The following is a 25,583-nucleotide window of genomic DNA, read 5'->3' as shown; positions in this document are numbered from 1 at the left end:
AAGCAGCCCCATTCAGTGAGCATGCGGTGTATCAGGTACTCCTCTGAGGCTGGTTTTGGGGCTGCTGCGCAGCCCAACGCGGGGCAAGCCCGCTCGCCACAATAAACCCGCTCGCCACAACAACCCGGTTCACCACACTAAACAGGCTTGCCGCAGTAGCCACTCCACCGCCAATTTTTCAGCGCCCGGTACGAATGGTGTTCCACACCCGCGTCCGAATCCGGTCGATGTTCAGCGGCATGGCTTCCAGCGCGAACAGCTTGCCCATCATCTCGGGGCTCGGGTAGACCTTGGTGTCGGCCTTGATCGCCGGGTCCACCAGGCTGTCGGCCGCCTGGTTGCCGTTGGCGTAGTGCACGTAGTTGGTGATGCTGGCCATCACTTCCGGGCGCAACAGGTAGTTCATGAACGCATAGCCGGCTTTTTCGTCGGGTGCATCGGCGGGCATCGCGACCATGTCGAACCAGATGGCGGCGCCTTCCTTGGGAATGTTGTAGCCGATGTTCACGCCGTTCTTGGCTTCCTTGGCGCGGCTTTCGGCTTGCAGGATGTCGCCGGAGAAACCGACGGCCACGCAGATATCGCCATTGGCCAGGTCAGCGGTGTATTTCGAGGAGTGGAAGTACGCCACGTAAGGCCGCACTTTCATCAGCAGGTCTTCGGCCTTCTTGTAGTCTTCGGCCTTCTTGCTATGGTGCGGCAAGCCCAGGTAATTCAGCGCGGCGGGCAACAATTCCGGGCCGTTATCGAGGATCGCCACTCCGCACTTCTGCAACTTGGCCATGTTCTCGGGCTTGAAGATCAAGTCCCAGGAATCCACTGGCGCGTTATCGCCCAGCACCGCCTTGACCTTGTCGATGTTGTAGCCGATGCCGGTACTGCCCCACAGGTACGGGAAGCCGTGGGCATTGCCCGGGTCGTTGTTTTCCAGAGCCTTGAGCAGCACCGGGTTGAGGTTCTTCCAGTTCGGCAACTGGCTCTTGTCGAGCTTCTTCAGCGCGCCGCCCTGGATCTGGCGGGCCATGAAGTGGTTGGACGGAAACACCACGTCGTAGCCGGATTTACCGGTCATCAACTTGCCATCCAGGGTCTCGTTGCTGTCGTAGACGTCGTAGGTAAAACCGATGCCGGTTTCTTTCTGGAAGTTCTTGGTGGTGTCCGGCGCGATGTAGTCCGACCAGTTGTAGATTTTCACCGTCTCGGCGGCCTGGCTGATAGAGGCCACCAACATCAAGGGCAACAGGGCAATGGCTTTCATGGTTCGATTTCCTGGCGGTTTTAGGGCTGTTTTTATGGCAGGCGATCAAGGATCAAAGCGTTACAGAATCAATACGTAGGTCTTGCGCACGGTTTCCTGGATATCCCAGATACCGGTGCTGTTGGCTGGCAACATCAGTGCGTCGCCGGCTTCTATGTGAATGATTTCTCCGTCGTCCGGGGTGAAGGTGCAGCGGCCCTGGATAAAGTGGCAAAACTCCTGGGATTTGATCTGCCGACGCCAGCGGCCCGGCGTACACGCCCAGATGCCGGTTTCGACGCCGTCGTTGCGCTCCACGCTCAGGGTCGAGGCCACGGCGATGGGCTCGCCCAACGGCACGGCCACCGGTGAGGCGTCGGGCAAGTGGGCATTCAGCGTGTCTTTGAATTGAGTGATGCTCATGGGTTTTCCCGTGTGAGTGAAACGACTTAGTGCATGAAACCTTCCATGAACTCGGCCATGCCGGTCGCCAGCTTGCGGCGCCAGGGCGCGGTGTTGGGATTGGCCAACACCTGGTCTTCATGGACAAAACTGCGAATGATCGCGTTGTACCCCAGCCAGCGGCAGGGTTCCGGTTCCCAGGCCTTGAGCGCGTCCAGGCCGCGCTCGCGGATCACCCAGGGTTGCTGGACCAGCGGTGTGTCGCGGCCCAGGATCAAGTCGGCCAAGGTGCGGCCGCCCAGGTTCGTCGCACCGACGCCCTCCCCGCCATAGCCGCCGGACAGCGCGATGCCGGTCTTGTGATCACAGAGCATGTGCGGGCGGAACCGGCGCGACATGCCGAGGTTGCCGCCCCAGGAGTGTGTGATCCGCACGTTCTTGAGCTGTGGGAAGAGTTCGCCGAACAGGTAGCGACGCAGCTCGACCTCGCTGTCGGTCAAATCGAAGTTGTGCCGCAACTTGCCGGCGAACTGATAACCGCCACGGGCGCCGAACACCAGGCGGTTGTCCGCCGAACGCTGGCCATAAGTGACCTGGCGGCTGCTCTCACCAAATGCCTGGCCATGGTTCAGGCCGATTTGATCCCAGGTGCTGGCAGGCAGCGGCTCGGTGGCAACGATCAGGCTCTGTACCGGCAATTGGTACTGGCCCAGAGGCGGCAACGTCGTGGCGTACCCCTCGACAGCCGGCACCACCCAGGCGGCGCGCACACTGGCCTTGGCGGTGCGCAGGCTGCCGGACTGCCAGTGGGTGACCGGGCTGTTTTCGTAGATCGCGACGCCCATGCCCTCCACTACCCGCGCAAGGCCGCGCACCAGCTTGGCCGGGTTGATCGTGGCGACATGCGGTGCATAAATACCGCCATAGGGCTTGGCGATGCGAATCTGCTCGGCCAATTGCTGAGGGCCGAGCCAGCGATAGTCGGCCTCCGTCAGGCCCTGGGCATGCAATTTATCCAGGTAGCGGCGCAGGCTGCCTTCCTGCTCGGGGTAGCGCGCGGCACAGTACAACGCACCGCCCTTGCGGTAGTCGCAGTCGATGCCTTCATGGGCCAGCACCTGGGCCACTTCGTCGGGAATGGCGTGCAACAGGTCAAACGAGGCGCGCCGTTGTTCGGGCGCCAGGCCTGCCAGCAGGCGGTCTTCACCCAGCAGGTTGCCCATCAGCCAGCCGCCATTGCGGCCGGAGGCACCGAAGCCGGCGGTTTGCGCCTCGATGATCGCGATTTTCAGTTCAGGCGCCTGGCGTTTCAGGTAATAGGCGGTCCACAGGCCGGTGTAACCGGCGCCGATAATGGCGACATTGACGTCCAGGTCATGCTCAAGGGAGGGCCGCGCGGTCAGCGGGTCGTCCAGCTGGTCCATCCATAAACTGATATTGCGCCATGCCGGCATGCCAAGCTCCCCTACCTCGTTTCGATAGGCTGGATCCTAGAGCGCGGCGTTATTGGCTGTCTTGCGCGCGTGCACGCAGGGAAATTTGTTTGACGTAGGCCTTGGGCGATTGGCCGGTGTGCTGGCGAAACGCGCTGTAGAACGCCGACAGCGAATTGAAACCGGCCGCAAACGCCAGGTCATCGACCTTGATCGGCGGCACCGCGCTGTCCAGGGCTGCGAGCAAATGCTGGAGCCGCGCCTGGTTGACGTAGCGGTAGAAGCTTTGCCCCAGCACCTGGTTCAGCAGGTAGGAAATCTGATTGCGGCTGTAGCCACACTCCTTGGCAACCCGCTGCAGGTCCAGCTCCGGGTCCAGGTAGGGTTGCTTGCGCTCGAAGTATTGCTGCAGGTCATTGGCCATGTGCCCCAATTGCTGGGGCGACAGGCCCAGGCGGCTGACCGTGGGTCGCGTCGCCTGCGTCGGCTGTTCATGCACCAGCGACGCGTATTCATTGACCCGCCAGATCAACCCGTCCCGCACCGTGATGGCCTCGCTGGTCCGAAACGACACCAGCCCCTGGCTGCCCCGCAGCGTGATGCGATACTGGATAAACGCGGTGTCGCCATCGGCGCGAATGCGATCGGAGTGTTCAATCGCCTCGTCCGCTTCGCGGGGCATGCTGGCCTGCAGGTACTCACGCAACTCGGCATAGCCGACCACCCGGTTCTGGAAGAAGTCGTGGTACTGGATATCCGCGTGGTAATAGGACATCACCCCGTCCAGGTCCCGATGTCGCCAGCACAGGTGGTGGCGCAGCACCAGTTCACGCGTGGCGTGGGAACACTGGCTGTCATCGTCGGGGCTGAGGTCGGGCATGAAGGGCTCTGCGGCGGGTAAACCCTGGAGATTGCCGAATTTTGGCGGCGCGTTCAATGGACGGTGGCAACTTCTGACTAATGGCCTTTTGCCTAATTTCCTGTAAGCCGTGATCCATATCAAACGAATCGAAAACAACCGCCGAACGGGGCTAAAAAAGTCTCCTTGGGCTTACGAACGAATGCTATTTTGAAGTTCTCCGACGCCACGACCAGTGAAGGTCATGGCTCCCTGCCGCGAGCTAAAGGAAGCGCTCAATGTACAAGGTGGGCAATATGAACAAAGTGACGTTCCCGAACGCCTGCCAGTTGATGCGCTGGCATTTTCATCCGATGGGCTTCGAGGCGAGCATGGACGCGCCCGGCAGCATGATCGCCCGCCTGTTCGACCGTGTCAGCGGCGAAACCTTGATCGCCATTGCCGGCATCCCGTGTGCCACGGTGATGAACGCCGCGGACGTGGAGCGCATCATCGAGGCGGTGGAGGATGAACTCGAGTCATTCGTGCCGCCGCTGTCGTTGCGGGCCTGACAGCCCATCCATCAATCAGTGGGTCAATAATCTGGGTAGGCATCGCCGGCAAGCCGGCCCCTACACAAGGGTTCGTTGGTCGTCGAAGAAGGCTTTCCTGCCATCCACCCGCTCCGAGGCCTTCGGCACATTCACTGCCGGACCTTCCGGTTTCTCCACATACCAATAGCAGTGGCTCACCGCTCGGGTAATACCGACATAAGCCAGGCGCAGCACTTCGTCCTTTTGCGCGGTGTCATAGGGCTCGCTGTCACCGTCCTTGCCCAGGCCCGCCATCCGATAGACCTGGTTCTTGTAGGGCGAGCTGGTCACGTGCTGGCAATCCCCAAGCAGGAATACCGCATCCGCCTGCAGGCCCTTGGCGCTGTGATAGGTCAGCTGTTTCAACCGGCGCGCCTGGATTGGCAAACTAGAATCCACATTAACTACAGACTGAATATGCTCTTGAATCAATAGCTTATCGCTACTTTTTCGATACAACATCAATACTGAATCGCCCTGCTGATAGTGCTCCAGCAGCTTGCGACCCAAGGCGGCGTCGTCACGTTCGAGTACGGTGACCGGCACCAACGCCTTGGGTGTGCCAGCCGCCTTGGCTTTCTTGCCAGGGATCGCCGGTGCGGCCCGCACAATGTGTTCGGCAGCATCAATGATGTGCTGATGGCTGCGGTAGTTCTCACCCAGCATCACCCGCGTGGTACTCGGCGACGGGAACTCCTGGTTGAATGCCATGAAGTACTTCGGCGAACTGCCGCGCCAGCCGTAGATCGACTGCCAGTCATCGCCCACGCACAACAACGACGAGCGTTGCGCCCCCCGCCCGACATGCATTGCCGGGCCGCGACTGCGGATCTCGCGCAGGCTGGCGCGGAGCCACGAGACGATCTGCGGCGACACATCCTGGAACTCGTCGATCATCAGGTGCGACATCGGGCGCAACAGCGGATCACTGAGCAGCTTGAGGTTTTCCGGGGTATTTTCGCCGAACAGCGAAAACATCCGGTTGTAGGTCATGATCGGCGGGGATTGATCGAGCAGATGGTCTTCCAGGGCTTTCCAGAAAATGCTCAGGGCCTCGAAGAAGAAGCGATCGGGATCGTCCTTGGCAAACGTCATGTTGCCGACGGCGGTCGGCACGTCGAGTCCCAGGTTCTCGATAAACCCCGCGGCCATGACAAAGCTGTCCAGCAACGGTGCCGAGGCCAGCTCACCCTTGACCTTGTAATCAAAGCCGGGCCCGGCACTGGCGTCACCGGCGAGACTACTCAAAAGACGCTTGGATGAGTCGTAACTATCCAACCATATCAATGGCTTATGACAGAAAGCTTGAAATAGGGTGCGCTTTACCGCCCACTCTGCACGCACCGACAGCTTTGCATTCGGCCGGCTGATCTGCGCGTTCTCCCGCGCGTCGAAGCCCAGCACTACCCAGGCATCCAGCTCCGGGATATAGCCATGGCAGTGAAACTGCGCACCATTGATTTCGAAGGTCTGGCGGCTGGGCTCAATGCCCTTGATCGGCCACGCGCCGGCACGGAACCACAGGTCCTCGATCACATCACAGAGCTCTTCATCACGCTTGGCGGCCAGTTCGGTCACCGCCATGCGCTTCTGCACATCCGGATGGTCACGCTCCAATTCCTTGAGTTGCAGGCCTTGTCGGGCCAGCGGCGTTATCAGCTCGCGAAATCGCGCGTGGCGGCCATGCAACTGGTGATAGCAGGCATTCATCTGCTGGCGCTGGGCATCACCGATACGCAGGTCGAACGGGTTGCTGTCAGCCTCTTCGAAACCCGCGCTGAGGTTCTCGAACGCCTGCAGGCGTTCAAAACCCGGCAGGCTGCGCACCATCGGCAGGATGCGCGAATGAAAGGTGCGCACCACGGCCTGGGCTTCTTTAAAACCAAGGGGTTGGCCCCAGAGGTTGAGGATTTCCATGAGCTTGTTGATGAAGTCTTTGCGCGACTCGCGGGTGAACGTCACGACGGTCATCGAGCTGAGTTCAAAGCCCAGGTAATGGGTGAGCAGCAGAATCCGCAGCACCAGCGAGGTCGATTTGCCCGCGCCGGCGCCGGCAATCACCGAGGTTGACGGCGTATCGCTGAAGATCATCTTCCATTGCGCCACGCTCGGCTGGGCATGGGCCGGCAGGAGTCGGGCAACGTCGGCCTTGATACGCTTCTTGATATCGGCCGTGAGCGGCAGGCGCCAATCGTCGAACAGGCTGTCATCCACGCCCGGCGCGCGGTGCTCGTCCGGGCGGAAGTCGCGGATCAGCAGGACTTGGCGGCCTTCCTCAAGGCCGTCCGCCTTGCCCTCGCGATAGCCGTACTCCACCCCTGCTTCATGGCCGCTGCGAAAACCGTCGGCCTGGCCGTGCAACCAGGAAAACCGGTGCTGGGCACGCAATCGGGTCAGGCCATGGCCAAACAGGCGAGCGGCGAGGCGTTTCAACAGGGGCATTTCTGCCAGGGGGCGCAGTTCAGGGGGCAGATCAGGCTTGTGTTGCGGCACGCGGACTCCTGCGATGAGCTGAGTTTCAACAAGTTCGCCATGGTCGCCGGAATTGCCGTTCAGTTCCACCAATTGCTTTGCCGTCATGCAGTTAGGCGATGAACTGAAAGTACAAGCGCCGGCTACCAATCTAATCGACTGATAGGAATCAGGCATTTTTTACGCTTTTTATCGATTATGCCCTGCTGGATCATAGGCGCCATCAACAGGAGACGATCATGCTTGAACTTCGACCTTTTACCACCTTGGGCGGCGCCCACCACGGCTGGCTCGATGCCCATCATCATTTTTCATTTGCTGAATACCATGATCCAAAACGCATGCACTGGGGCAACCTGCGGGTGTGGAACGACGACATCATCGCCCCGGGCACCGGCTTCCCGCAGCACCCGCACCGTGACATGGAAATCATCACTTATGTGCGCGAAGGTGCCATCAGCCACGCCGACAACCTGGGCAACAAAGGCCGCACCGAGGCCGGTGACGTTCAGGTGATGAGTGCCGGCACCGGGATCGCCCACAGTGAATACAACCTGGAAGCGACACCCACCAAGATCTTCCAGATCTGGATTATCCCGAACGAGGCCGGTTTGCCGCCGTCGTGGGGCGCCAAGCCGTTCCCCAAGGGTGATCGAGAAGGATTTGTCACGCTGGCCAGCGGCAAGGCCGGAGACAGCGAAAGCCTGCGCATTCGCGCCGATGCACGCCTGGTAGCGGCCAATCTGAAGGCTGGGGAAACTGCGCAATACCGCCTGGACCACGGGCGTCGGGCGTATCTGGTGCCGGCGACGGGCGTGATTGAAGTCAATGGCTTGCGTGCGCAAGCGCGAGACGGGGTTGCCGTGGAAGATGAGCAGATGTTGCACGTGACGGCAATTGAAGACAGCGAGATCGTGTTAGTCGACCTCGCTTGAGCCGTGGCTTGCCGGCGATGGCGGTCTTGCGAGCGCTATCACCGGCGAGCCGGCGCCTATAGCGGGTTATTCGCTGATGGCGCCGTCAACCAACACTTGTGCCTCTTCTACCAGCTGCTTGAGGTGATCTTCGCCGATAAAGCTCTCGGCGTAGATCTTGTAGATGTCCTCGGTGCCGGACGGACGCGCGGCGAACCAGCCGTTTTCGGTCATCACTTTCAAGCCGCCAATCGCCTGGTTGTTGCCCGGCGCATGGCTGAGGATCTGCTGGATGCTTTCGCCGGCCAGTTCGGTGGAGGTCACCTGCTCCGGCGACAGCTTGCCCAACAGGGCCTTTTGCGCCGGCGTCGCCTTGGCGTCGACGCGAATGGCGAAGGGTTCGCCCAGCGCATCCGTCAAGCCACGGTAGATCTGGCTCGGGTCCTGGCCTTTGCGCGAGGTCATTTCTGCCGCCAGCAGCGCCGGGATCAAACCGTCCTTGTCGGTGCTCCACACCGTGCCGTCCTTGCGCAGGAACGAGGCACCAGCGCTTTCTTCACCGCCAAAGCCCAGCGAACCCTCGAACAGCCCATCGGCAAACCACTTGAAGCCCACCGGCACTTCGTACAGGCGCCGACCGATGCGGGCCGCCACGCGGTCAATCAGGCCGCTGCTGACCACGGTCTTGCCCACGGCCGCGTCGGCACGCCAGTCGGGACGGTTCTGGAACAGGTAGTCGATCGACACCGCGAGGTAGTTGTTGGGCGCCAACAAGCCGCCGGACGGGGTCACGATGCCGTGGCGGTCGTGGTCCGGGTCGCAGGCGAAGGCAACGTCGAAGCGCTCCTTGAGGCCGATCAGGCCTTGCATGGCGTAGCTGGAGGACGGGTCCATGCGGATCTGGCCATCCCAGTCGACGCTCATGAAGCGGAACGTCGAATCGACTTCGGTGTTCACCACGTCCAGGTTCAGGCGGTAATGCTCGGCAATCGCCGACCAGTAGCGCACCCCTGCTCCGCCCAGCGGGTCTACGCCCAGGCGCAGGCCGGCGCTGCGGATGGCGTCCATGTCGATCACATTGACCAGGTCCGCCACGTAGCTATTGAGGTAATCATGGCGATGGGTGGTGTCCGCCTTGAGGGCCTGCGCGTGGGTGATGCGCTTGACGCCAGCCAGCTTGTTCGCCAGCAGTTCGTTGGCCTTGGCTTCGATCCACTTGGTGACGTGGGTATCAGCCGGGCCACCATTGGGCGGGTTGTACTTGTAGCCGCCACTTTGCGGCGGGTTGTGTGACGGCGTGATCACGATGCCGTCGGCCAGGCCGCTGGTACGACCGCGGTTGTAGCAGATGATGGCGTGGGAAATCGCCGGCGTTGGTGTGTATTCATCACCTTCGGCCAGCATCACGTGCACGCCATTGGCGGCCAGCACTTCCAGGGCACTGGCGCCGGCTGGCGTCGACAGTGCATGAGTATCCAGGCCGACAAACAGCGGGCCGTTGATGCCCTGGGCTTCGCGATACAGGCAGATGGCCTGGCTGATGGCGAGCACGTGCCATTCGTTGAAGCTCAAGTCGAACGAGCAGCCCCGGTGCCCGGAGGTACCAAAGGCCACGCGCTGGGTGGAGATTGCTGCATCAGGCTGGCCGGTGTAATAGGCCGTGACCAGTCGCGGGATATCCACCAGCAACTGGGCTGGCGCCGGCTTGCCCGCAAAAGGACTGATTGTCATGCATGAACCTCGGAAAGAAGGAATCGGAAAAGTCGCAGTTTACTGAGTGTTCGACTGCTGCGCGACGGTATCGATCCTACAGCATCAAGAGAAAATTCACGTATTCACCCCATCTGTGCCTGCCGCAGCGCGTCGCTCAATGCAGCCAGGGCAATATCCAAGTTGGTTTGCCCCTCAAAGGTATGGCTGATGCGCAGGTGCTGGCGATGCAGGCCGCTGACACTGAACAGTTCACCCGGGGCCATCACCACGTGTTCAGTCAGCAGGCGCTGGAACACCTGGCGCATGTCGACCGGCCGGGTGCAGCCCAGCCAGAACGTCGCCCCGGCGGCGGGCGCGCGGTAAGTCACCTGGTCTCCCAGGTGCTGGTCCAGGCGCTGGCCCATTTCGGCCGCCTGCTCGCGCAATTGCTGGCGCAGTGCGCGCAAGTGCTGGTCGATCCGGCCGCTCTGGTACAGGCGCGCAATGGCACGCTGGCGGATCGACGACAAGCGAAATGAACGCAGCAGAAACTGACGCTGCAATTCACTGCTCATGCGCCGGGACAGCAGATAGCCAAAGGGGGCTTCCGCGCCCAGGACCTTCTCGAACGAAGAAAACACGATCAACCGTTCGGGGTTCACCAACTCCCGCAGGGGCGCTTGCGCCCCCTTGAAACCCAGCTCGCCGAAGGTGTCGTTCTCCAGCAGCCAGCAGCCGTATTGCTCCAGCAACTGCGCCACGCCCAGGCGTTCGCTGATCGACATCGCCACCCCCGAGGGCAAGCTGACCGCCGAGGACAGCAACACCAGGTGCACGGGCTCATCACGTAACAGTTGATCGAGGGTCGCCATGTCCAGGTGTCCGTCGGGCGTCCAGGGCAGCTCGATGAGGTGCACCCCGGCATCCTGGAATAGACGCAGGATCAGCCAATCACACGGGGACTCCACAATCACCGTGGTGCCCCGCAGGCCCAGCACCTCGATCAGAATGTCCAACACCCCGCGCAAATCGGCACCGATATATACCTCGTCGGCGTGCCAGCAGCGCGTGGGCGACGTGGTGTAGCGCGCCGCCAACGCCGCGCGCAACTCCCACACGCCGCACGGCTGCGACCACGGCTGCAGCGGGTGCGGATAGTGACGCACCAACTCGCGCTCCAATCGCAACAAGCTGCTATCCAGGGATGCCAGCAACGCCGGCTCGTCGCCGCTGAGCACCAGCATGCCGGGGCGACGGGCCGCCGCGTAGAGCCGATCGAGCAAATCGCCGCCCGCCCAGGCCGACGGGCTCACCGACAGCGGCCAGGCGTAATAGCCCGATTTCGCCACCGAATAGACCCTGCCCTCCTTCTCCAACAGCGAATACGCGTATTGGATCGTCGAGATCGATACGTTCAGGCGCCCGGCCAGTTGGCGCAAGGACGGCAGTTTTACCCGGGCATCGGTACTGACCTGGTTGATCAGGCTGATCATGTAGCGATAGACCGCCTGATACGCGAAGTCAGCCTGCCGCTCGCCGCGCAGGCTCATTGACCGGACAATTGCAGGGCCTGCGCAGGGTTGCGGGCCGTTGCGCGGGCGCCGCGCGGTTTACTGCCCGTAATGACCATCGGCCGTTTCTGGTACAGGTGCAGCAACAGCGGCAGCGGCAAGCCACTGGTGTCCACCACCCACTGCTGCAGCATGTCGGCGCAGGGCTTGCCCTGCAGCAGTTTGTGCAGCTCAGGCAGGGCCACCAACATGCCGGGATGGCACTGGCGCAAATAGCTTTCGAGCCTTTCGCCATGATGGACAAACGGCGAGAACAACAGGCAAGTCAGCTGGGTTTCATCCAGGCCGAAAAACTGGTTGGCCTGGGTGGCCGACAAGGTGCGGCCATCACCGGTGCAAGCCTCGGCGAACATCGCCTCGCTCAGGTGCAGGCGGCGCATGAACGGCGCCACCTGCTGGATAAAGCCTTCGACGCCCATTTCGTAGTCCAGCGTGCGCAGGCACTCGGCCTGCAACCCACGCAGGTGAGCCATCAGCAAGGGATGGGAAAAGGCCGGATGGCTGAAATGAAAGCCCAGGGCGTCAGGGGTGTGGGCCATGAACTCGGTGAGCAAGGACGACGACCGGGGGTCGACGTCATCGAGCAGGTCGGCAATGCCGATGTACGCCAAGTGGCGGTGGCCGGCGAGACTGGGCGTGATGCGCGGCGCATGTTCTTCGCCGTACAGGTCGTCGTAGTAAGCGGTGCTCCATTCTTCCATGCGCGCGAACAAGCCGTTGAGCGACTGCGGCCAGGCTTTGGGGGCGGCGACACCGGTGCCCAGCGCGGTTTTCTTCAGCCAGGCAAGCAAGTGGCTCTGTTTGCGTGGCGAATCGCCACTGACCAGCGCATGCACACCGCCGCGCCAGGTGCTGGCCCGCTGGTAGAAATCCCCCAAGGCCAGGTAGGTGTCATTGCTCAGCGCCGCGCGACAGTCTCCGGCGGTCATGTGCCCCACCATCACCCGATTGCGCTGGCTGATTTCGCGCCCGGCGGCATTGGCCGGGCGAAGGTGGTTGAAGGGGTGAACGTCGTGGTTTTCCACCATCAACAACTCCACGCGCGGGTCGTCGTGGAGAAACAGGCGGCTGTAGCCTCGATTGAGGGTGTCGAGCCTGCTCTCGGTCATGCCGGGGTAGCGCAGGGTCGCGACCCGCAAGTGAAAGGTACGCGGGGCCCGGCCGGCAATACTCAGTTGCGCAGCGCGCAGCAGCGCCAGGGTGTAGCTGCTGACCTCGCCGCCGCCGTGGGCGATCAGCACCTTGTAATCCCCCACCTGTTCCATGCCACCCGCCGCGACCACGATGCGCTGGATCAACAATTGAAGTGCAGTACGTTCAGCGCGATTAAAGTGTCCGATCAAGCGTTGCAGAACTTGCTGGTAAACATACGTCATGGCTTGTTCGTGAATAGTGCTCATCATTCTACTACCTGAGTTGAAATATCAGTTTCAAGCAACTGCTGACAGTGTTTGCTTGAGCTATTGCGCAGATAAGAAGTTCGCCCGCCGCCAGGTGCACCGATGAATAGACACTAGCACCGCGCAACAATACGACACGGATCTCCTCGGGCATGGCTCACGCCTGGAAAACGCACAGACAGCCTTTATTACTGGGCCGAAGCGCGCCGAGGCGGCCATCCTAGGACTATTCCGACGCCCTCCTACGCACCTTTATCCAACAACTTGAAGAAACATCCGACAAATTGATTCAAGCAACTTCTGGCTGTCCACACTGTGAACTTGCCCTGCAAGTAAGTGCTCGCCCTGCACCACGTCTCGGCTGCGCGATGAGTTCGAAGCCCTCGCGGATGACGCATCAAATAGTCAATCATTGCTCAGTCCTTGAGATGAAAGTGAAGGGCAATTATCAGCGCTGGAATAATGATTAATAGATACAGAAGCTGGCCGAAAACCAGTGCAGATAGACAACGCCGCAGGCGTTAATGACGCGCACACAACAACGCCGCGCTGGAATTCAACGCGGCGTCAGGGGGAAAGCCAGGAATCAGGGGCTCAAATGCAGGGAGGTCAACTTGAAGCCTGCGCGGCTTCAGCCCTGTCAAATGGCGCATTTGCCCCATGCGCCAGTGGTCAGGAACACTCGTTTGCGAATATTCCTACGCCTTAAACAGCTTCAACCTGCAGTGCCACACGCTCGCGGCACGGGCATTCGTCCATGTAGCGGTGTGCTTCCACGAACTGATTGAATGGAAACACCGTGGTTTTCAGCGGTACCAGCACGCGGTCAGCAGTCAGCTGGTTGATATCCCGCAAGGCGCGCTGCAAGGCGACCTGGTCCTGGATGATGCCCAGCTCAGGCTTGCCGGTGAAGTTACCGATGCAGTGCACAAAGAACTGAATGTTCTTCTGGAACGCCGCGCAGGCCGGGAATGGCGTCTGGTTGCCACCTTGCAGGCCATAGAGCACCAGGCTGCCACGTGGCGCCAGCACATCACCGAGCAGCGACATCTGCGGGCCGCCCAAGCCATCGAACACCACGTCCACGCCGCGGTTGTCGGTGAACTTGTTGATCTGCATCAGCAGGTCCTGTTCTTCAGTGACGATGACCTTCTCCGCACCGAGGGACAGCAGGTATTCGCGCTCTTCGCTGTCCTTGGTGGCGGCAATCACCCGCACACCCAGGGCTTTACCCAGTTGCACAAAGGAAGGGCCAGCGCAGTGGCTGGCGTCCGTCACCAGGGCAAACTGCCCGGGCTTGACGCGTGCCAGGTCCACATACGCAAAGTAGGCGATCAGCAGCGGCGTGTAGTGCACGCTGGCTTCTATGGGGCTCAAGACATCCGGGTAGCGGGTCAGGGCCGAACGGGGCAGGACGATCTGTTCGCCATACACCGGGTAATCATTGGGGCTCTCGGCCGGAAAACTGGCGACTTTATCGCCGACGGCCAAGTCATCCACGCCATCGCCTACGGCAACCACGACACCGGCCATCTCATGACCAAGGCCGGACGGCAGGCGTGCATGGGAAGACGCCAGGTTCTGGCGCCACAGAATGTCATACCAGCTGATGCCAATCGCTTCGACACGCACCTGCACTTCGCCCGGTGCGGGCTGCGCGGCTGCATGCTCTTCGCATTTGAGCACCTCGGCCGGACCAAACTTGTGAAAACGGATCGTGCGGGACATCGCAAACCTCGTCAAAGTAACCTCTAATGCCATGAACTCTATCTGGGCTTTCCAGGTAAGACCACCGGTCGCCGTTAATAGTCGACATGTCTGTTATTGATTCCGCAACTGAGGAATTGACCTCAAGTATCGTAGGAAAACTCAATTATCCTGTGCAGAGTACCAGCCTTTCCCCGTAAGATTCATGCCGGTCATTGTTCCTATGTGGCCGCTCTCGTCAAGTTTGCTGACTCTTCCAGGACACAAGATGAACCGTAACGACCTGCGTCGTGTCGACCTTAACCTCTTGATCGTATTCGAAACCTTGATGCATGAGCGCAGTGTGACCCGCGCTGCCGAGAAATTGTTCCTGGGCCAGCCCGCGATCAGCGCGGCATTGTCGCGCCTGCGTGGGCTGTTCGATGACCCGCTGTTCGTACGCACTGGCCGCAGCATGGAACCGTCGGCCCGCGCGGTCGAAATCTTCGCCCTGCTCTCCCCGGCCCTGGACTCGATTTCCACCGCCGTCAGCCGCGCCGCCGAGTTCGACCCGGCGACCAGCACCGCCGTTTTCCGTATTGGCCTGTCCGATGACGTCGAATTCGCACTGCTGCCCCAACTGCTCAAGCGCCTGCGCGCCGAAGCCCCCGGCATCGTGCTGGTGGTGCGCCGCGTCAACTATATTCTGATGCCCGGCCTGCTCGCTTCCGGCGAAATCTCGATTGGCGTCAGCTACACCGCCGACCTGCCGGCCAACGCCAAGCGCAAAGTCCTGCGCCGCAGCCTGCCGAAACTGTTGCGCGCCGACAGTGTGCCGGGCTCCCTGAGCCTGGACGACTTCTGCGCCCGCCCCCACGCGCTGGTGTCGTTTGCCGGCGACTTGAGCGGGTTCATCGACGAAGAACTGGAAAAGCTCGACCGCAAGCGCCACGTAGTGCTCGCCGTGCCGCAGTTCAACGGCCTGGGCACCTTGCTCTCGGGCACCGACATCGTCGCCATCGTCCCCGATTACGCCGCCGAAGCCCTGACCGCCGCCGGCGGCCTGCGCGCCGAAGAGCCGCCGTTGCCGGTGCGCTCGTTTGAACTGCACATGGCGTGGCGAGGGTCGCAGGATAATGATCCGGGGGAGCGGTGGTTGCGGTCGCGGATTCAGATGTTCTTTGGCGACCCTGAGAGTCTTTAGGCGTCGTCTGGCAGGCTGTTCGACTGATCATTTCTGCCTTTCCACCAACCATGGAGCTCCATTCACTTCCAGTGTATTGCTACATTGAGGGCATATTTGAGGGCATGCTATGGATGGTTTGAAAAGGATGCCCCCAGCCTGAGGCCATGTGGGCTATTGATGAGGATGAATGGACTGAAGGAGATATGAGCCCTCAGCCCTACCCCGTATTAATGACCGAGTCGTGTCGGCATTGAAGCCGATCAGATAAGCCTCATGGCCCACCCCCACCAAAGCAAGGTTAATGCTTTCCCCGGAACAGTCTTACTCGTAGATCCTTCAGCGAAAGCCGCATCGCCGAACCGAGCATTCAGGACATGACGCAACTGACGCGCCAGTTCATGGACGCGATCCGGCCCTACACCGGCAAACCCTGGGCATTACTGGGTTGCAGCCTGGGGTGCAAGATCGCCCTCGAAGTGACGCGGACCTTGGCCAGCGAGGGTCGCCACGCGCAGTTGCTGTTCCTGATGGCATTCCCGGCGCCGAGTTTGCCGATCCAGCGCAAAGTGTCCGACTACAGCGAGGAAGATTTCGCCCTCGAAGTCCGACACCTGGGCGGCACGCGACAGTGCCTTGTCGGAAGGCTACCGCGTATTAACCGATACGACCCTGGCGGTGCCGATGGTGATGATTGCCGCCAGCGATGATCACCTGGTCACGGTGGAAGCCGCGCGCCGCTGGAAACGGCACGCAGCAGCCGGTTTCGACTGGCGCCTGGTGGACGGCGGGCACTTTTTCCTGCATCAGCAACGCACGCGGCTATTGGGCTGGCTTTGTGAAGCCCTGCAACACCCGCTGCGCTGTATAGTGCGCAACGACGTGGTCGTACCGGGCTACGGTGCACAGTGGCAAGCCGAAATCGAGGCCGTCATGGCCCATGGCGTACCCTTTGTATTGATCTACCTGGAACCTGGGGACGACGAAGCCCACGCCGACCGCAAGCTGCGCAGCCGATGGTTGAAGACGCACAAGCAGGCCTTTGGCCATTTGCGTATCAGCTTGATCAGCGTGCTTGCCGATGAGGCGCGTCGTGCGCATTTCGATGCCATGGGCAAGATTGGCGAACAAGCCTCTGGCATTCGTTATGAAACCGCGGCGACGCAGGCCGAGGGCGAGGCGCTGGCACAACGGCGTATCTCCCAATACGGCGCTGCCTAGCTCAACGCGACCGGGTTCCGGCGACGGAACCCTCAATCGCTAAAGCGTTGAAAAATCCAAGGCAATTGCTCGGGTTGGTAGCCGTTGATCTTTTCTCCCACTGATATAAGCGCATTGTTGACGCTGCGTGGGTTAGTGCCCATTCCAGGTAGTTTTTCCGCCGTAACTCGGCAGGCCTGCGCTTTGCTGAGTCCCTGGTCATGGTGAAGATCCCAGGCGAATAGCCCTCGAATCAACGGCGCAACGCTGGTGAGTGTCTTAAACAATTTATGCGCCTGTACAGGCTCGAATAAGTCGACAAAATCCGTGGTCGGGGACGGTTCGTCGAGCAAGCGTTGCAGTCTGGCGTAATCGCCTTTTGCACGGGCATCCGCTAAACGCCGTGCCCGAATCATTCCTCTGCCGGAATAAGCGGCGTTCACGATTTCCCTTCTGGATGGCGCTGGAGTTTCGGAGTCAAACACCACAATTACACTATCGGTGACCCGTTTGCCGTTGATGATCACTTCATCCACGTCAGTGGTGAAGCTCCTGACACTGCGATTGGAAATGGGGATTGGAGACTGCCCGGGCCGGTTATAGAATGTATGGACCTCAATAATCCGTGGCGGCTCATGGTCCTCGCCCATTCGAGCCTGTATGCCATGGTGCGAGAACTTTCCGCTGTTGATCCCCAGCTTTGCGCGCCCGGCAGAAGAATTGACGAACACCCACCACTGCCACATGTCTTCAAGGTCGTTCTCCACGGCTAGGTCGGCAAGTCGGAAGCCCCGGGTGAACTGCAACCTTGACCACGCTTCATCAATCTGGCTTTCGAAGCGATTCATCGTGTCCCGCAACAACTGAGCCTGGTGTTCGTCATCAGCCTCATCAGCCGGGTCGTACTGCCACTGAAACGCGTCCAAAAGGACCGCAGCCCCCCTTATGCCTTCGATGGGCTCATCCATCACTTGGCCGGGTATATCGATGGCCTGGGCTATTTGATCATGCAATTGAACAAGCATCAGGTGTGCATCCCCGGTTACCAAGCGCTCTTTGCGCTTAGCGAGCTCAATCCAGAACAGTTTGTCCCACCTGTCCTTTGTCTCGACTTCGTCATCCGTGTATTCGTCTGTTCGCATAAATCACACCATGCTGGGTGCTACCCAGGTTGGGATGGCCGATAAGCAGCAGAGTGAATAACCTGCAACCGGCTAGCTCACTCAGACTTCAAATCCGGGGTTTACAAGGGGCTTGCATACAGAAGGAGCGGCCCAAGCCACGCCTTCTCCTCCCACCATCAACATGACGCGAGTCGAATACAGAGGTCCCTATGTTTGGTTTTTTCTCAGGCATCCAGAAAGAAATAAATCGCGGCTTTTACGGCCAGCTTGCCCGGCGTGACCAAGACGCTTTCTTGCAACATCTCTATGACAAAGGCTACTCAGTCCCGGAGATCAGCAAAGAAATGGCGGTCACGGCACCCAACATTTACAACCGCATCACCGCGCATCGCGGGCGCGGCCCACAAACCAATTGAGCCTGCCTGGCCGACCAGGTGAAACCACGGGCTTGCGCCTCGAAAGCAAGCCCGTATCCCCGCGCACTTGCGCCTTAACGCCTCAATCAGGCCCGGCAAATGATTGGGCGCAGCCAAGCATCGCGGTTTCTGGTGCGCAACCACAGGTGGACCTGCGCGTGATCCGCTTGTTGTGGCTCGGCATCGACGGCAATCAGGCAGTTCGCGGCATCAATCGATTTACCCATCAAAATATCGCGTTTGATCAGGACCGTGTCACCATCCCCCGGTAGTTCGTAGCAACCGTCGAGGGTCGACACGAACCACTGGCGCTGGAACCGGGTGATGCCCAGAGGCTCACCGGGTACTTGTGCAATGGTGCGGGTCACATCACCCGCAACGCTGACGACCGAACCGCCCGCCGCAATCGCCCACAATTCCCCTCGCGGACCTTCGACACCGGCAATCATATTGATGAACGCGCCGGCCTCCGTCGGCCAGGGTCCATCAATTCGCTGCCAGGTCCCGTCCACCGACCGACGCAGGATCAGGCCCGCATACCCCAGCGCGTATATTGCGTCTTGCGTCTGGACAATGTTGTTGACACCACCCAGCGTTCCGACAACGTGATCGTCGTGTTCAAGGCGAGCAACATCGCCCGATGTCCAACGATACAACCGGCGGCTGAACGTACCGATCAACAAGCCATCGTTCGCCCAACACAGGCATTCAGCAAGCTCGACGTTCTGGCCACCCGTGGCCACATAACCCAGTGTGCGGGAGTACCACTCATCGCGCGCGTTGAGCTGTGGATGAGGCGTAACCTGCCGCCATCCAGCCACCTGTCCAAGGTCGGTGTTGGTGATCAGCTCATCTTCGCTAGTGATCGCCCAGACTTGGCCGTCGCTATCACTGACGATGGCCTGGATGGCATCTGGCACCCAAACCTGTGGTTGCAGGCGTAAATGCTCACCGTCCAGTTCCCCCCTGATAATCCAGGACGATGTATGACCGCTTTCGTCCGACACGTGCACGGCAAACCAGGGCACCCCGGCGGCCATTGTCAGGTCGGCAAGCTGGTAGCGCCGGACGCCATGGGCGGGTGTTGATGGGTTTATGTTGTCGCTCATGTCACAGGCACCGGTTGTTGGGTCACTGTAGAAGGTACGTCGTAGAACAAAGGCAACTCCCTGTCCATGGGCCAGCCGGCCGCCGTGTAGAACTCACGCGCCTCAATCAGGAGCACCATGGCGACAGCGCGGCCGACACTTTTGCGTTCATTCCACGTCATGAACCCTGCCTGCGCCAAGGCAAAACCTTTGACGTTGAAACGTTTGAATTCATCCGAGTTGGCAAGGCCACTGTTCCTGACGGCCACATCCACACCCAGATCCGCGGTGGCATAGACATGGGTCATCCACTCAAGCACATGCTCCAGGTACTCGCCAGTCGTTGGGTTTTTCGCGGGCAGTGTCGGATCGCCGCGCAGCCGTTTGCGTGTGTGTTTCTGGGCGTCCGTCACAAATTTATGCTGCGATCCTCTGTTCTGTGAATCCTGCATAAACGTCGCGTAGCTCTGGTCAAGGCTGAAAGACTGCCCCCTGTGCAGTGACCCTCGCAGTGCCTTGTCGGGGATCAAGTGATCGGCATCGTAGCCACGGTAGATATTCAACACCTGGGCGTTGGCTGCGGACTTGACCTGGGAAATGATTTTGTAGCCGCCCGCCAAGGTGGGCATGCGTAGCAGTTCACGCATCGCTTGCTTGGTGCTGGCATCGAGCGCGTCGGTGCGCCAGTCGAGCCCATTGATTTTATTGGCCAACGCGACCGTGGCTTCGATTTCCGCACGCAGCACGTCTGCCTGTAGCGGGTAGGCCGCTTCAATGACGCTGGGCCGCAGGTCCGATACGCTGTACGCCGGGTTGGACAGGATTCTGGAAATCACCTCGCGCGCTTCACGCTCACTCAGTGTGTGCCCATCAGTACGCGGGTAGGTAATGCCCGCGACGTCGAATGAGTCAACGAACGTGTGCTGTTGCGCTTGGTGCGCAGCGACGAACGCTGCCTGGGCAACTGCGTCCGAGGGGTCGCGCAATGCGGCCTCATAGGCGTTTCGCATCAGGGTCATGGCGGCAAAACTGCTATTCATCGGCAGTGCCCTCCGCGCGCGGGTTCGACGTATTGCCACGTACCAGATCATCGATGTGCTTGCCGAATGTCGAGGGCCTACCGTGTCCACGCGCTTGCATCCACGCCAATAAATGATCGACTGTCGGCTCAAGCAGCGAGCGGGTGCGTATGCCGTGGTCTTGCACTATCACTTGCAAGCGAGGGCTTTGCTCATCGAGCACTGCCTCCATCTCTGCCGACGCCCAATTGCGCGTGTGCTGGTGCAGGCCATCGGGGTCCAGCGCAAACCAACCTGGGTAGCTGCCCGGCTTGCCTGTTATCACCTCGACACCAATTTCAACCTGCCGGACAGCCGGTTTACCCGGCCAAGTCAGGGGGTAAATCCGGCGTACAGTCTGAAACTGTCCATCTCGCAGTGAAGAGGCCAACATCAGTTTGGACATCAGGTCGTAAAGTTGCCGCTGCCTCGGGGTAAGCGCGGCCAACTTGGGGCTGTCGCCCTCCAGGCTGATGTCCAGAGGCACCAGTGCTCCGTGGGCACCGCTGCGGCCGCCGTCCGAAACCGGGCGGGCTTGCGCGCCAGGCGCGGGATCATCGTCGTGCTGCTCGGCCTCAGCGGGTGAAGGCAAACCGGCAGGCGCGCCCCACGTATTCAGCTCGACGGCGGGCTGCAGGGAAAACAGCGCGACCTCAGCGCCTTGCGCATCGACCGTTGGTGCATGGGGGCCCGCAACCGGCTGCGCGCCGCACTGATCATCAAACTGCGCCGCCCAGGTGTGCACGAACGCAAGGTAGTCCGCCTCCCCTGCATCCGGCAATTGGGACAGGTGGGTCAGCGCATCGTCGAAGGCCATCAACAACGCATTGGCGCTGATTGTGTTCAGCCAAGGGTTGTTCAGCACCTTATCTGCCTGGCGCCGTCCGGACTCGGTCAGGAACAGGCGCCCCTGCGCATCCAATGCAGCCCAACCATTGTCGTTCGGTGCTGACTCGGGCTCGTCCTGCCCCTCGCGCATCTCATACAGTTTTTGCAACGTGCTCATGGTGCTCGACGGCATCCAGCCAAATCGCCTGAACGCCTCTTGCAGGACCAGGTTAGTGCCCAGGCTTTGAGCAGGTGCCAGCAGCAAGTCCTCATGCTCGAGCAGGCAAGGTGTCGGTGAAACCACCGCGTCGCTCAGTTGGTCGATCAAGGTGTGAACGCTCTCTGTGCGGTCACTGCCCCACGCGCGCCAGGCTTCGCTGCCGCGCCGCACCATCAAGCGAGCCGGCACGAGGGTATCGTTCACTTTCAGGTTTATCGCGACACCCAACCGTTTACCGGGTAACCCCGGGGAGTCACCATGGCCCGCCAGTACCCTGAGCAAGGGCCCCTTGACCCGTCCGCCCCCGACAATACCGTGACGCATGTAGACCGAGCCGATGAGGTTGTCCAGCACCCGCTGGGCAATGGCTCCATATGCCAAGCCCATATTCAAGGCCCGGCAAGCGCTGCCAGCTCGCTCGTCGGCGGTAGCGCCCTCGACCTGTACACACTGACCCTCCTCAAATGATCGGGCCATTTCGGGGGTGGTCAATGCATGAAACCTTACCCGACGCACCCTCTGGATATGCATGAACCACGGTGCTTCCTTGAGTACCTGGATCATGTGCCAGGCGATCGCTTCGCCTTGGGCATCATCGTCCGTCCCCAACACCAGCTCAGTGCATTGCAGTAAACGGCTGCCGGTATTGCGTAGGGACGCCGCCAGGTCACTGCCCTCGCGCTCGCTCAATTGCCAGTGCGGTTTGAGCCCATCACGCCAACTGATCGCACCGGGGCCCGGGAGGTCACGAATATGACCGCCACAGCCGAACACCTGAGTACCGCCAGGTACCAGTTCTTGAATGATTTTCGCCTTGTGCAAGGATTCGACAACCATCAGCGTGGCGGGACCGAGCTTGCACGCTGGCACCCGCGGGGCGCAGGTGAGCCGCTCATGCTCTGGCTCACGCACACCGGCCAAGCATCGTCCTACCACAGCCGAAGGCAAATCATTGTTCGGGTCCATCGCCTGCTGGGAAAAAAACAGATCGGAATGGCCAAACATAATGAAGCTTTTCTGCGCACGACTGATCGCTACGTTGAGCAGGCGCCCATCGTCACGATCGATAAACACCCGCTCACGATGATTGGTATCGGTTCGACGGCTGGCGCGGCTTTCCCGATTCACGGCACTGAACAACACCACAGGTTTCTCCGCCCCTTGAAGGGTATGAACCGTGCCGATGGTCAAACGCTCACTCAGGTCAGCGTCATCAGGGTCGAGTTCTTCGCGCACCCGACGCTTTATCGCTTCGACCTGGCCTCGAAATGGCGTGACGACCGCGACAAGTTTTTCCAACCCTATCGGCTGCTCCGGGTGGCCTTCGACCCTGGCGGCCCACTTCGCCAGGCGCGGTCCGTGCTCTTTAAGCCAGTCCACGATGGCCTTGGCTTCTCCAGGGTTGGACCATGAGTCGCCTTTGCAGGGCTCATCGTTCGGGCCACCCGTCTGATAGAACCCGAGCGGCGGTAGCGGGAACGTTGCCTTCATGCGTTTGCGCAACTGCATTTCAGCTTCGCCCTCGAGCAAGGGTAACTCGGCATCCGCGAACAGCCCTGCCAGCGGGTTGGGCACTTTGGGTTCCAACTCTTTGCCGAGCAACCCGCCCTCGGCATCACGGTCGTGATCGTGGTACAGCAAATCGATACACACATTGATGATCGACTCTGCACAACGGTAGTGCTCCCGCAGGAGCAGCCCGTCCCGTAGCCATCCGTCCGGCATGGCCTCGGCAAACGATGCCCCGGTTGCGGCAAGCTTCATGATTGAACCCGTGGCGGAGTCCGCGCCACGCACGAGCAAGGCGCCCAAAGACGACGGATCGGCCCAACGGTCCTGCACCTGGCGCGCATCGACCTCGGGTGTTACCGAAGACACGGGGGAGAGCTGCTTCATATCGCCGACCACCACGGATTTTTTAGCCAGGCTAAGCACCGGCACACCCAGCTCCGGCGCAGCTTGCCCCGCCTCATCGATAATCAGTAAATCCAGGAACGCGAACAGCGGCCTACGGCCCTCTCCCAGTAACCGTGGGGCGCTGTGCAAGGTGGCGACAATGCACGGAAACAGCATGGCTGCGTGCCTGAGTGCGTTCTTTCGGCTGCCAGGCTCGGGGGTTGCGATAGCACTGGCCAGCCAACGCGTCTCCCAGTAACGCGCGGCCAACTGGAAAATAATCGGCCGCCACACCACATCCAGCAATTTCTGCTGCTGCGCCTGGCGCGCCTCGGGGGTTGCGGCCACACGCAAATCCGCGAGGATGTCGATGGCCCAGGAAGATGCCCATGCCTCACTGGGAAAGCGCGCAGCCAGTTCACCGGGCTCGATCAACGCGTCGATGTCAGCCTGGCGCTCGATTGCTGAGGCCAACCCACTGCGCAATACCTGGGTCAGCGTGTTCAAGTGCTCGCAGATGGTCGACGCCGTAGGCGTTGTCGAAGCACTCTTCTGCATGAGATAGATAAAACGCGTGGCATCACTGACCTGATGTTTCTGCTCAACGCTAAACAACGCATTGAACAACTCTGGCAGCTCGCGGAAGGCATCTTCAAAGTGCCGCGCCAAAGCAAGGGCTGCCGCAACACCGTCTTCGTACGATTGCTTGAGGCTGGAGGACCCGACTCCCAAGATGCGCAACTGCTTTTGCCGGATCTCAAGCGTGGTGAACTTGCTGCGATGGGTTTTCCCCTTGGCCTTGGACGGTGCGCTGGCGGTGAAACCCAATAGTGGCTTGCCCGTAGGGTCCAACCAACGACGTGCCAGGGCATGCTTCCTGCCTACGGCACCATTGAACGTGCCCATCACATTCTCGACACTCTGGTTGGTCGCCCCGCACACAAACGTGACGGGGCAATGTTCGCGGTTATCGTAAGCCGCCAACACCCATTGGTTGGCGATCATCGCACGCAGCATGGCCGTCTTCCCGGTGCCCGGCGGCCCACTGACCGCAACCACCCCGACCTGCTCACCCAACCGGCCGAGGGCGTGCAATGCGCGGCGCTGCGATTCGTTCAAGGGGTCTGCGCCGCGATTGACGTCTGGCTTGTCGAGGTGTGTGGCCTTATCGACCATGGCCACGTGCCGGATCGTCACCTGCGGCGCTGCCATGCCGCCTGCCTGGACAGCCGAACGGTGTCGTCCGGCGCCTATGAGCTGCTCCAGTGCGCCGATGGACGGCGCATTGGGGATCGCTTCATACACGTTGGCGAGCGCACGTGTTGCATAGCCAGGCTGTCGCGGCACCGCAACCCATTGCCCCGTGATCGGCGCCATTCCCGTCTCAACCCCATCCGCTTGAACGCGGGCGAACAAGGCAAAACAAGCGTCGACATAACCGCTCAAATTGGCGCTTTGGCTCAACGTCGCGAGAAATAGCTTAAGCTCGTCGCGATAGCAATCGAAGTGGCCAATGGCCGGCGGCAGGTCGTTGGCCGCCATCAATGGCTGCGGTTCAAGCCATTGGCGGACCACACGCGGCCGGCAATCGTTGGGGTCGCGTGGCAGGCATATTTGGTTTTTGTCGTTCAGGTCGAAAGGAAACCAGAACGCGATATTCAGCCGGTCGGGCTTGAGGCGGACTTTTTTCGCGCCCGGCGCAGGCTTTTTATCCGGGTCGGGCCACGTGACCTGGACCTCATCGTTTGATGAAGTGGTTTGATGAAACACCAGCGCCATGGGAATGCGCGGATCGTCATCCGGCTCGTCCGCCTCCTGCTCACCCTCTGCGTCGCTATCTGACGCCTCAAGCGCCTGCGCTTGCTGTTTACGCCGAGCCTCTGCGGCACGCTCGGTGAGAATGCCCAGCGCCAGCGCCGGGCGCGTGCCGAAACCAAGATTGAAGTCGGGCCAGGCCAGTCTCGCGTAATTTTTCAACGGAATGCGAACATCGGTGGCTTGCAGGCCACCCAAGTCATCGGCGATCAGCGCTCTGTGCCAGTAGTCCAACACATTCGCGGGCAGACTCGCGACGAGTCCTGCCTGAGGGTGCACCTCCAGCGGGCGCAGAACCTGTTCCTTGGAAACCGGTACAGCAGCAAAATCCTTCCGCAACCGCTTGCTCAAGTCCATGAGACGCCTAAACATTTATTACACCCTATAAATCCGAACGGCATACGAAGAATGGCTCGTAGCGGCCAACAATGATGGCCCATCGCCTTGGTCGCTGCAATTCAAGCCGGGCACGTATAGTTAACGAGTGACCTGTTCAATTCTATACAACTGGCGTTTA

General features: G+C 60.6%; 19 protein-coding genes. 6 read left to right on the top strand and 13 right to left on the bottom strand.

Annotation, left to right across the window (positions count from 1 at the left end; translation table 11 throughout):
- Positions 1-178: 178 nt before the first annotated feature.
- Genes QMX97_RS02885 through QMX97_RS02870 form a run of 4 tightly spaced genes read right to left on the bottom strand, consistent with a single transcriptional unit; the run spans position 179 to position 3,952 of the window.
- Positions 179-1,258: a polyamine ABC transporter substrate-binding protein gene (locus QMX97_RS02885; RefSeq protein WP_065905109.1), complete on the bottom strand. Its 1,080-nt coding sequence runs from the start codon at positions 1,256-1,258 to the stop codon at positions 179-181.
- A gap of 60 nt (positions 1,259-1,318) precedes the next feature.
- Positions 1,319-1,660, bottom strand: coding sequence for a cupin domain-containing protein (locus QMX97_RS02880; RefSeq protein ID WP_213553417.1), 342 nt, complete (start codon positions 1,658-1,660; stop codon positions 1,319-1,321).
- Positions 1,661-1,686: 26 nt separating this feature from the next.
- A complete protein-coding gene (locus tag QMX97_RS02875) occupies positions 1,687-3,093 on the bottom strand; it encodes an FAD-binding oxidoreductase (RefSeq protein ID WP_106803914.1) in 1,407 nt (468 codons plus the stop codon).
- 49 nt (positions 3,094-3,142) lie between these two features.
- A complete protein-coding gene (locus QMX97_RS02870; protein WP_065905104.1) occupies positions 3,143-3,952 on the bottom strand; it encodes a helix-turn-helix domain-containing protein in 810 nt (269 codons plus the stop codon).
- Positions 3,953-4,209: 257 nt separating this feature from the next.
- Between QMX97_RS02870 and QMX97_RS02865 the strand changes: the two genes are divergently transcribed.
- On the top strand, positions 4,210-4,482 hold the full coding sequence (locus QMX97_RS02865; RefSeq protein ID WP_065905103.1) for a DUF1652 domain-containing protein: 273 nt from the start codon (positions 4,210-4,212) through the stop codon (positions 4,480-4,482).
- A 60-nt stretch (positions 4,483-4,542) separates the two neighbouring features.
- On the opposite strand, the gene QMX97_RS02860 is transcribed toward QMX97_RS02865, so the two are convergent.
- The gene (locus QMX97_RS02860) at positions 4,543-6,996 is read right to left on the bottom strand and encodes a UvrD-helicase domain-containing protein (RefSeq protein ID WP_282395913.1); all 2,454 of its coding nucleotides are present in this window, start codon (positions 6,994-6,996) and stop codon (positions 4,543-4,545) included.
- A gap of 218 nt (positions 6,997-7,214) precedes the next feature.
- Here QMX97_RS02860 and QMX97_RS02855 point away from each other — a divergent pair, with 218 nt between their 5' ends.
- Entirely contained in the window at positions 7,215-7,910 is a 696-nt protein-coding gene (locus QMX97_RS02855) for a pirin family protein (RefSeq protein WP_106803916.1), read from the top strand.
- 66 nt (positions 7,911-7,976) lie between these two features.
- Here QMX97_RS02855 and pgm read toward each other — a convergent pair whose 3' ends face one another.
- The 4 genes from pgm to QMX97_RS02835 all read right to left on the bottom strand — a co-directional run bounded on the left by pgm (position 7,977) and on the right by QMX97_RS02835 (position 14,280).
- Complete coding sequence (pgm, locus tag QMX97_RS02850) at positions 7,977-9,620, bottom strand: phosphoglucomutase (alpha-D-glucose-1,6-bisphosphate-dependent) (protein WP_120448547.1); 1,644 nt, start codon at positions 9,618-9,620, stop codon at positions 7,977-7,979.
- A gap of 104 nt (positions 9,621-9,724) precedes the next feature.
- Entirely contained in the window at positions 9,725-11,131 is a 1,407-nt protein-coding gene (locus tag QMX97_RS02845) for a PLP-dependent aminotransferase family protein (protein ID WP_065905098.1), read from the bottom strand.
- Entirely contained in the window at positions 11,128-12,552 is a 1,425-nt protein-coding gene (locus tag QMX97_RS02840) for a hypothetical protein (protein WP_282395907.1), read from the bottom strand. The genes QMX97_RS02845 and QMX97_RS02840 overlap by 4 nt, the downstream gene beginning before the upstream one ends.
- Positions 12,553-13,257: 705 nt before the next feature.
- A complete protein-coding gene (locus tag QMX97_RS02835; RefSeq protein WP_016975808.1) occupies positions 13,258-14,280 on the bottom strand; it encodes a zinc-dependent alcohol dehydrogenase family protein in 1,023 nt (340 codons plus the stop codon).
- A 247-nt stretch (positions 14,281-14,527) separates the two neighbouring features.
- Between QMX97_RS02835 and QMX97_RS02830 the strand changes: the two genes are divergently transcribed.
- From QMX97_RS02830 to QMX97_RS02820, 3 genes are all read left to right on the top strand, one after another.
- The gene (locus QMX97_RS02830; RefSeq protein WP_120448544.1) at positions 14,528-15,442 is read left to right on the top strand and encodes a LysR substrate-binding domain-containing protein; all 915 of its coding nucleotides are present in this window, start codon (positions 14,528-14,530) and stop codon (positions 15,440-15,442) included.
- Between the two features lie 332 nt (positions 15,443-15,774).
- Entirely contained in the window at positions 15,775-16,131 is a 357-nt protein-coding gene (locus QMX97_RS02825; RefSeq protein ID WP_348775362.1) for a thioesterase domain-containing protein, read from the top strand.
- Positions 16,058-16,642 (top strand): hypothetical protein, encoded by a 585-nt coding sequence (locus QMX97_RS02820; RefSeq protein WP_282395903.1) that lies wholly within the window; start codon positions 16,058-16,060, stop codon positions 16,640-16,642. The genes QMX97_RS02825 and QMX97_RS02820 overlap by 74 nt, the downstream gene beginning before the upstream one ends.
- A gap of 32 nt (positions 16,643-16,674) precedes the next feature.
- On the opposite strand, the gene QMX97_RS02815 is transcribed toward QMX97_RS02820, so the two are convergent.
- Complete coding sequence (locus tag QMX97_RS02815) at positions 16,675-17,763, bottom strand: hypothetical protein (protein WP_282395902.1); 1,089 nt, start codon at positions 17,761-17,763, stop codon at positions 16,675-16,677.
- Positions 17,764-17,954: 191 nt separating this feature from the next.
- Here QMX97_RS02815 and QMX97_RS02810 point away from each other — a divergent pair, with 191 nt between their 5' ends.
- On the top strand, positions 17,955-18,161 hold the full coding sequence (locus tag QMX97_RS02810) for a sigma-70 region 4 domain-containing protein (RefSeq protein WP_057010985.1): 207 nt from the start codon (positions 17,955-17,957) through the stop codon (positions 18,159-18,161).
- A gap of 86 nt (positions 18,162-18,247) precedes the next feature.
- Here the strand turns inward: QMX97_RS02810 and QMX97_RS02805 are convergent, their stop codons facing one another.
- The 3 genes from QMX97_RS02805 to QMX97_RS02795 are packed head-to-tail and all read right to left on the bottom strand — an operon-like array spanning position 18,248 to position 25,423.
- On the bottom strand, positions 18,248-19,270 hold the full coding sequence (locus tag QMX97_RS02805) for a hypothetical protein (RefSeq protein ID WP_282395900.1): 1,023 nt from the start codon (positions 19,268-19,270) through the stop codon (positions 18,248-18,250).
- Positions 19,267-20,289 carry a hypothetical protein gene (locus QMX97_RS02800; RefSeq protein ID WP_282395899.1) on the bottom strand — a complete coding sequence of 341 codons (1,023 nt, stop codon included), beginning with the start codon at positions 20,287-20,289 and terminating at the stop codon, positions 19,267-19,269. Before QMX97_RS02800 ends, QMX97_RS02805 begins: the two co-directional genes overlap by 4 nt.
- Positions 20,282-25,423 (bottom strand): AAA domain-containing protein, encoded by a 5,142-nt coding sequence (locus QMX97_RS02795; protein WP_282395898.1) that lies wholly within the window; start codon positions 25,421-25,423, stop codon positions 20,282-20,284. Before QMX97_RS02795 ends, QMX97_RS02800 begins: the two co-directional genes overlap by 8 nt.
- Positions 25,424-25,583: the final 160 nt, after the last annotated feature.

The organism is Pseudomonas sp. PS01298, assembly GCF_029959745.1.
GTDB classification, from domain to species: Bacteria; Pseudomonadota; Gammaproteobacteria; order Pseudomonadales; family Pseudomonadaceae; genus Aquipseudomonas; species Aquipseudomonas aylmerensis.
Note: the sequence above shows the minus strand (reverse complement) of the source record. Positions and strands in the feature narration are given on the sequence as shown.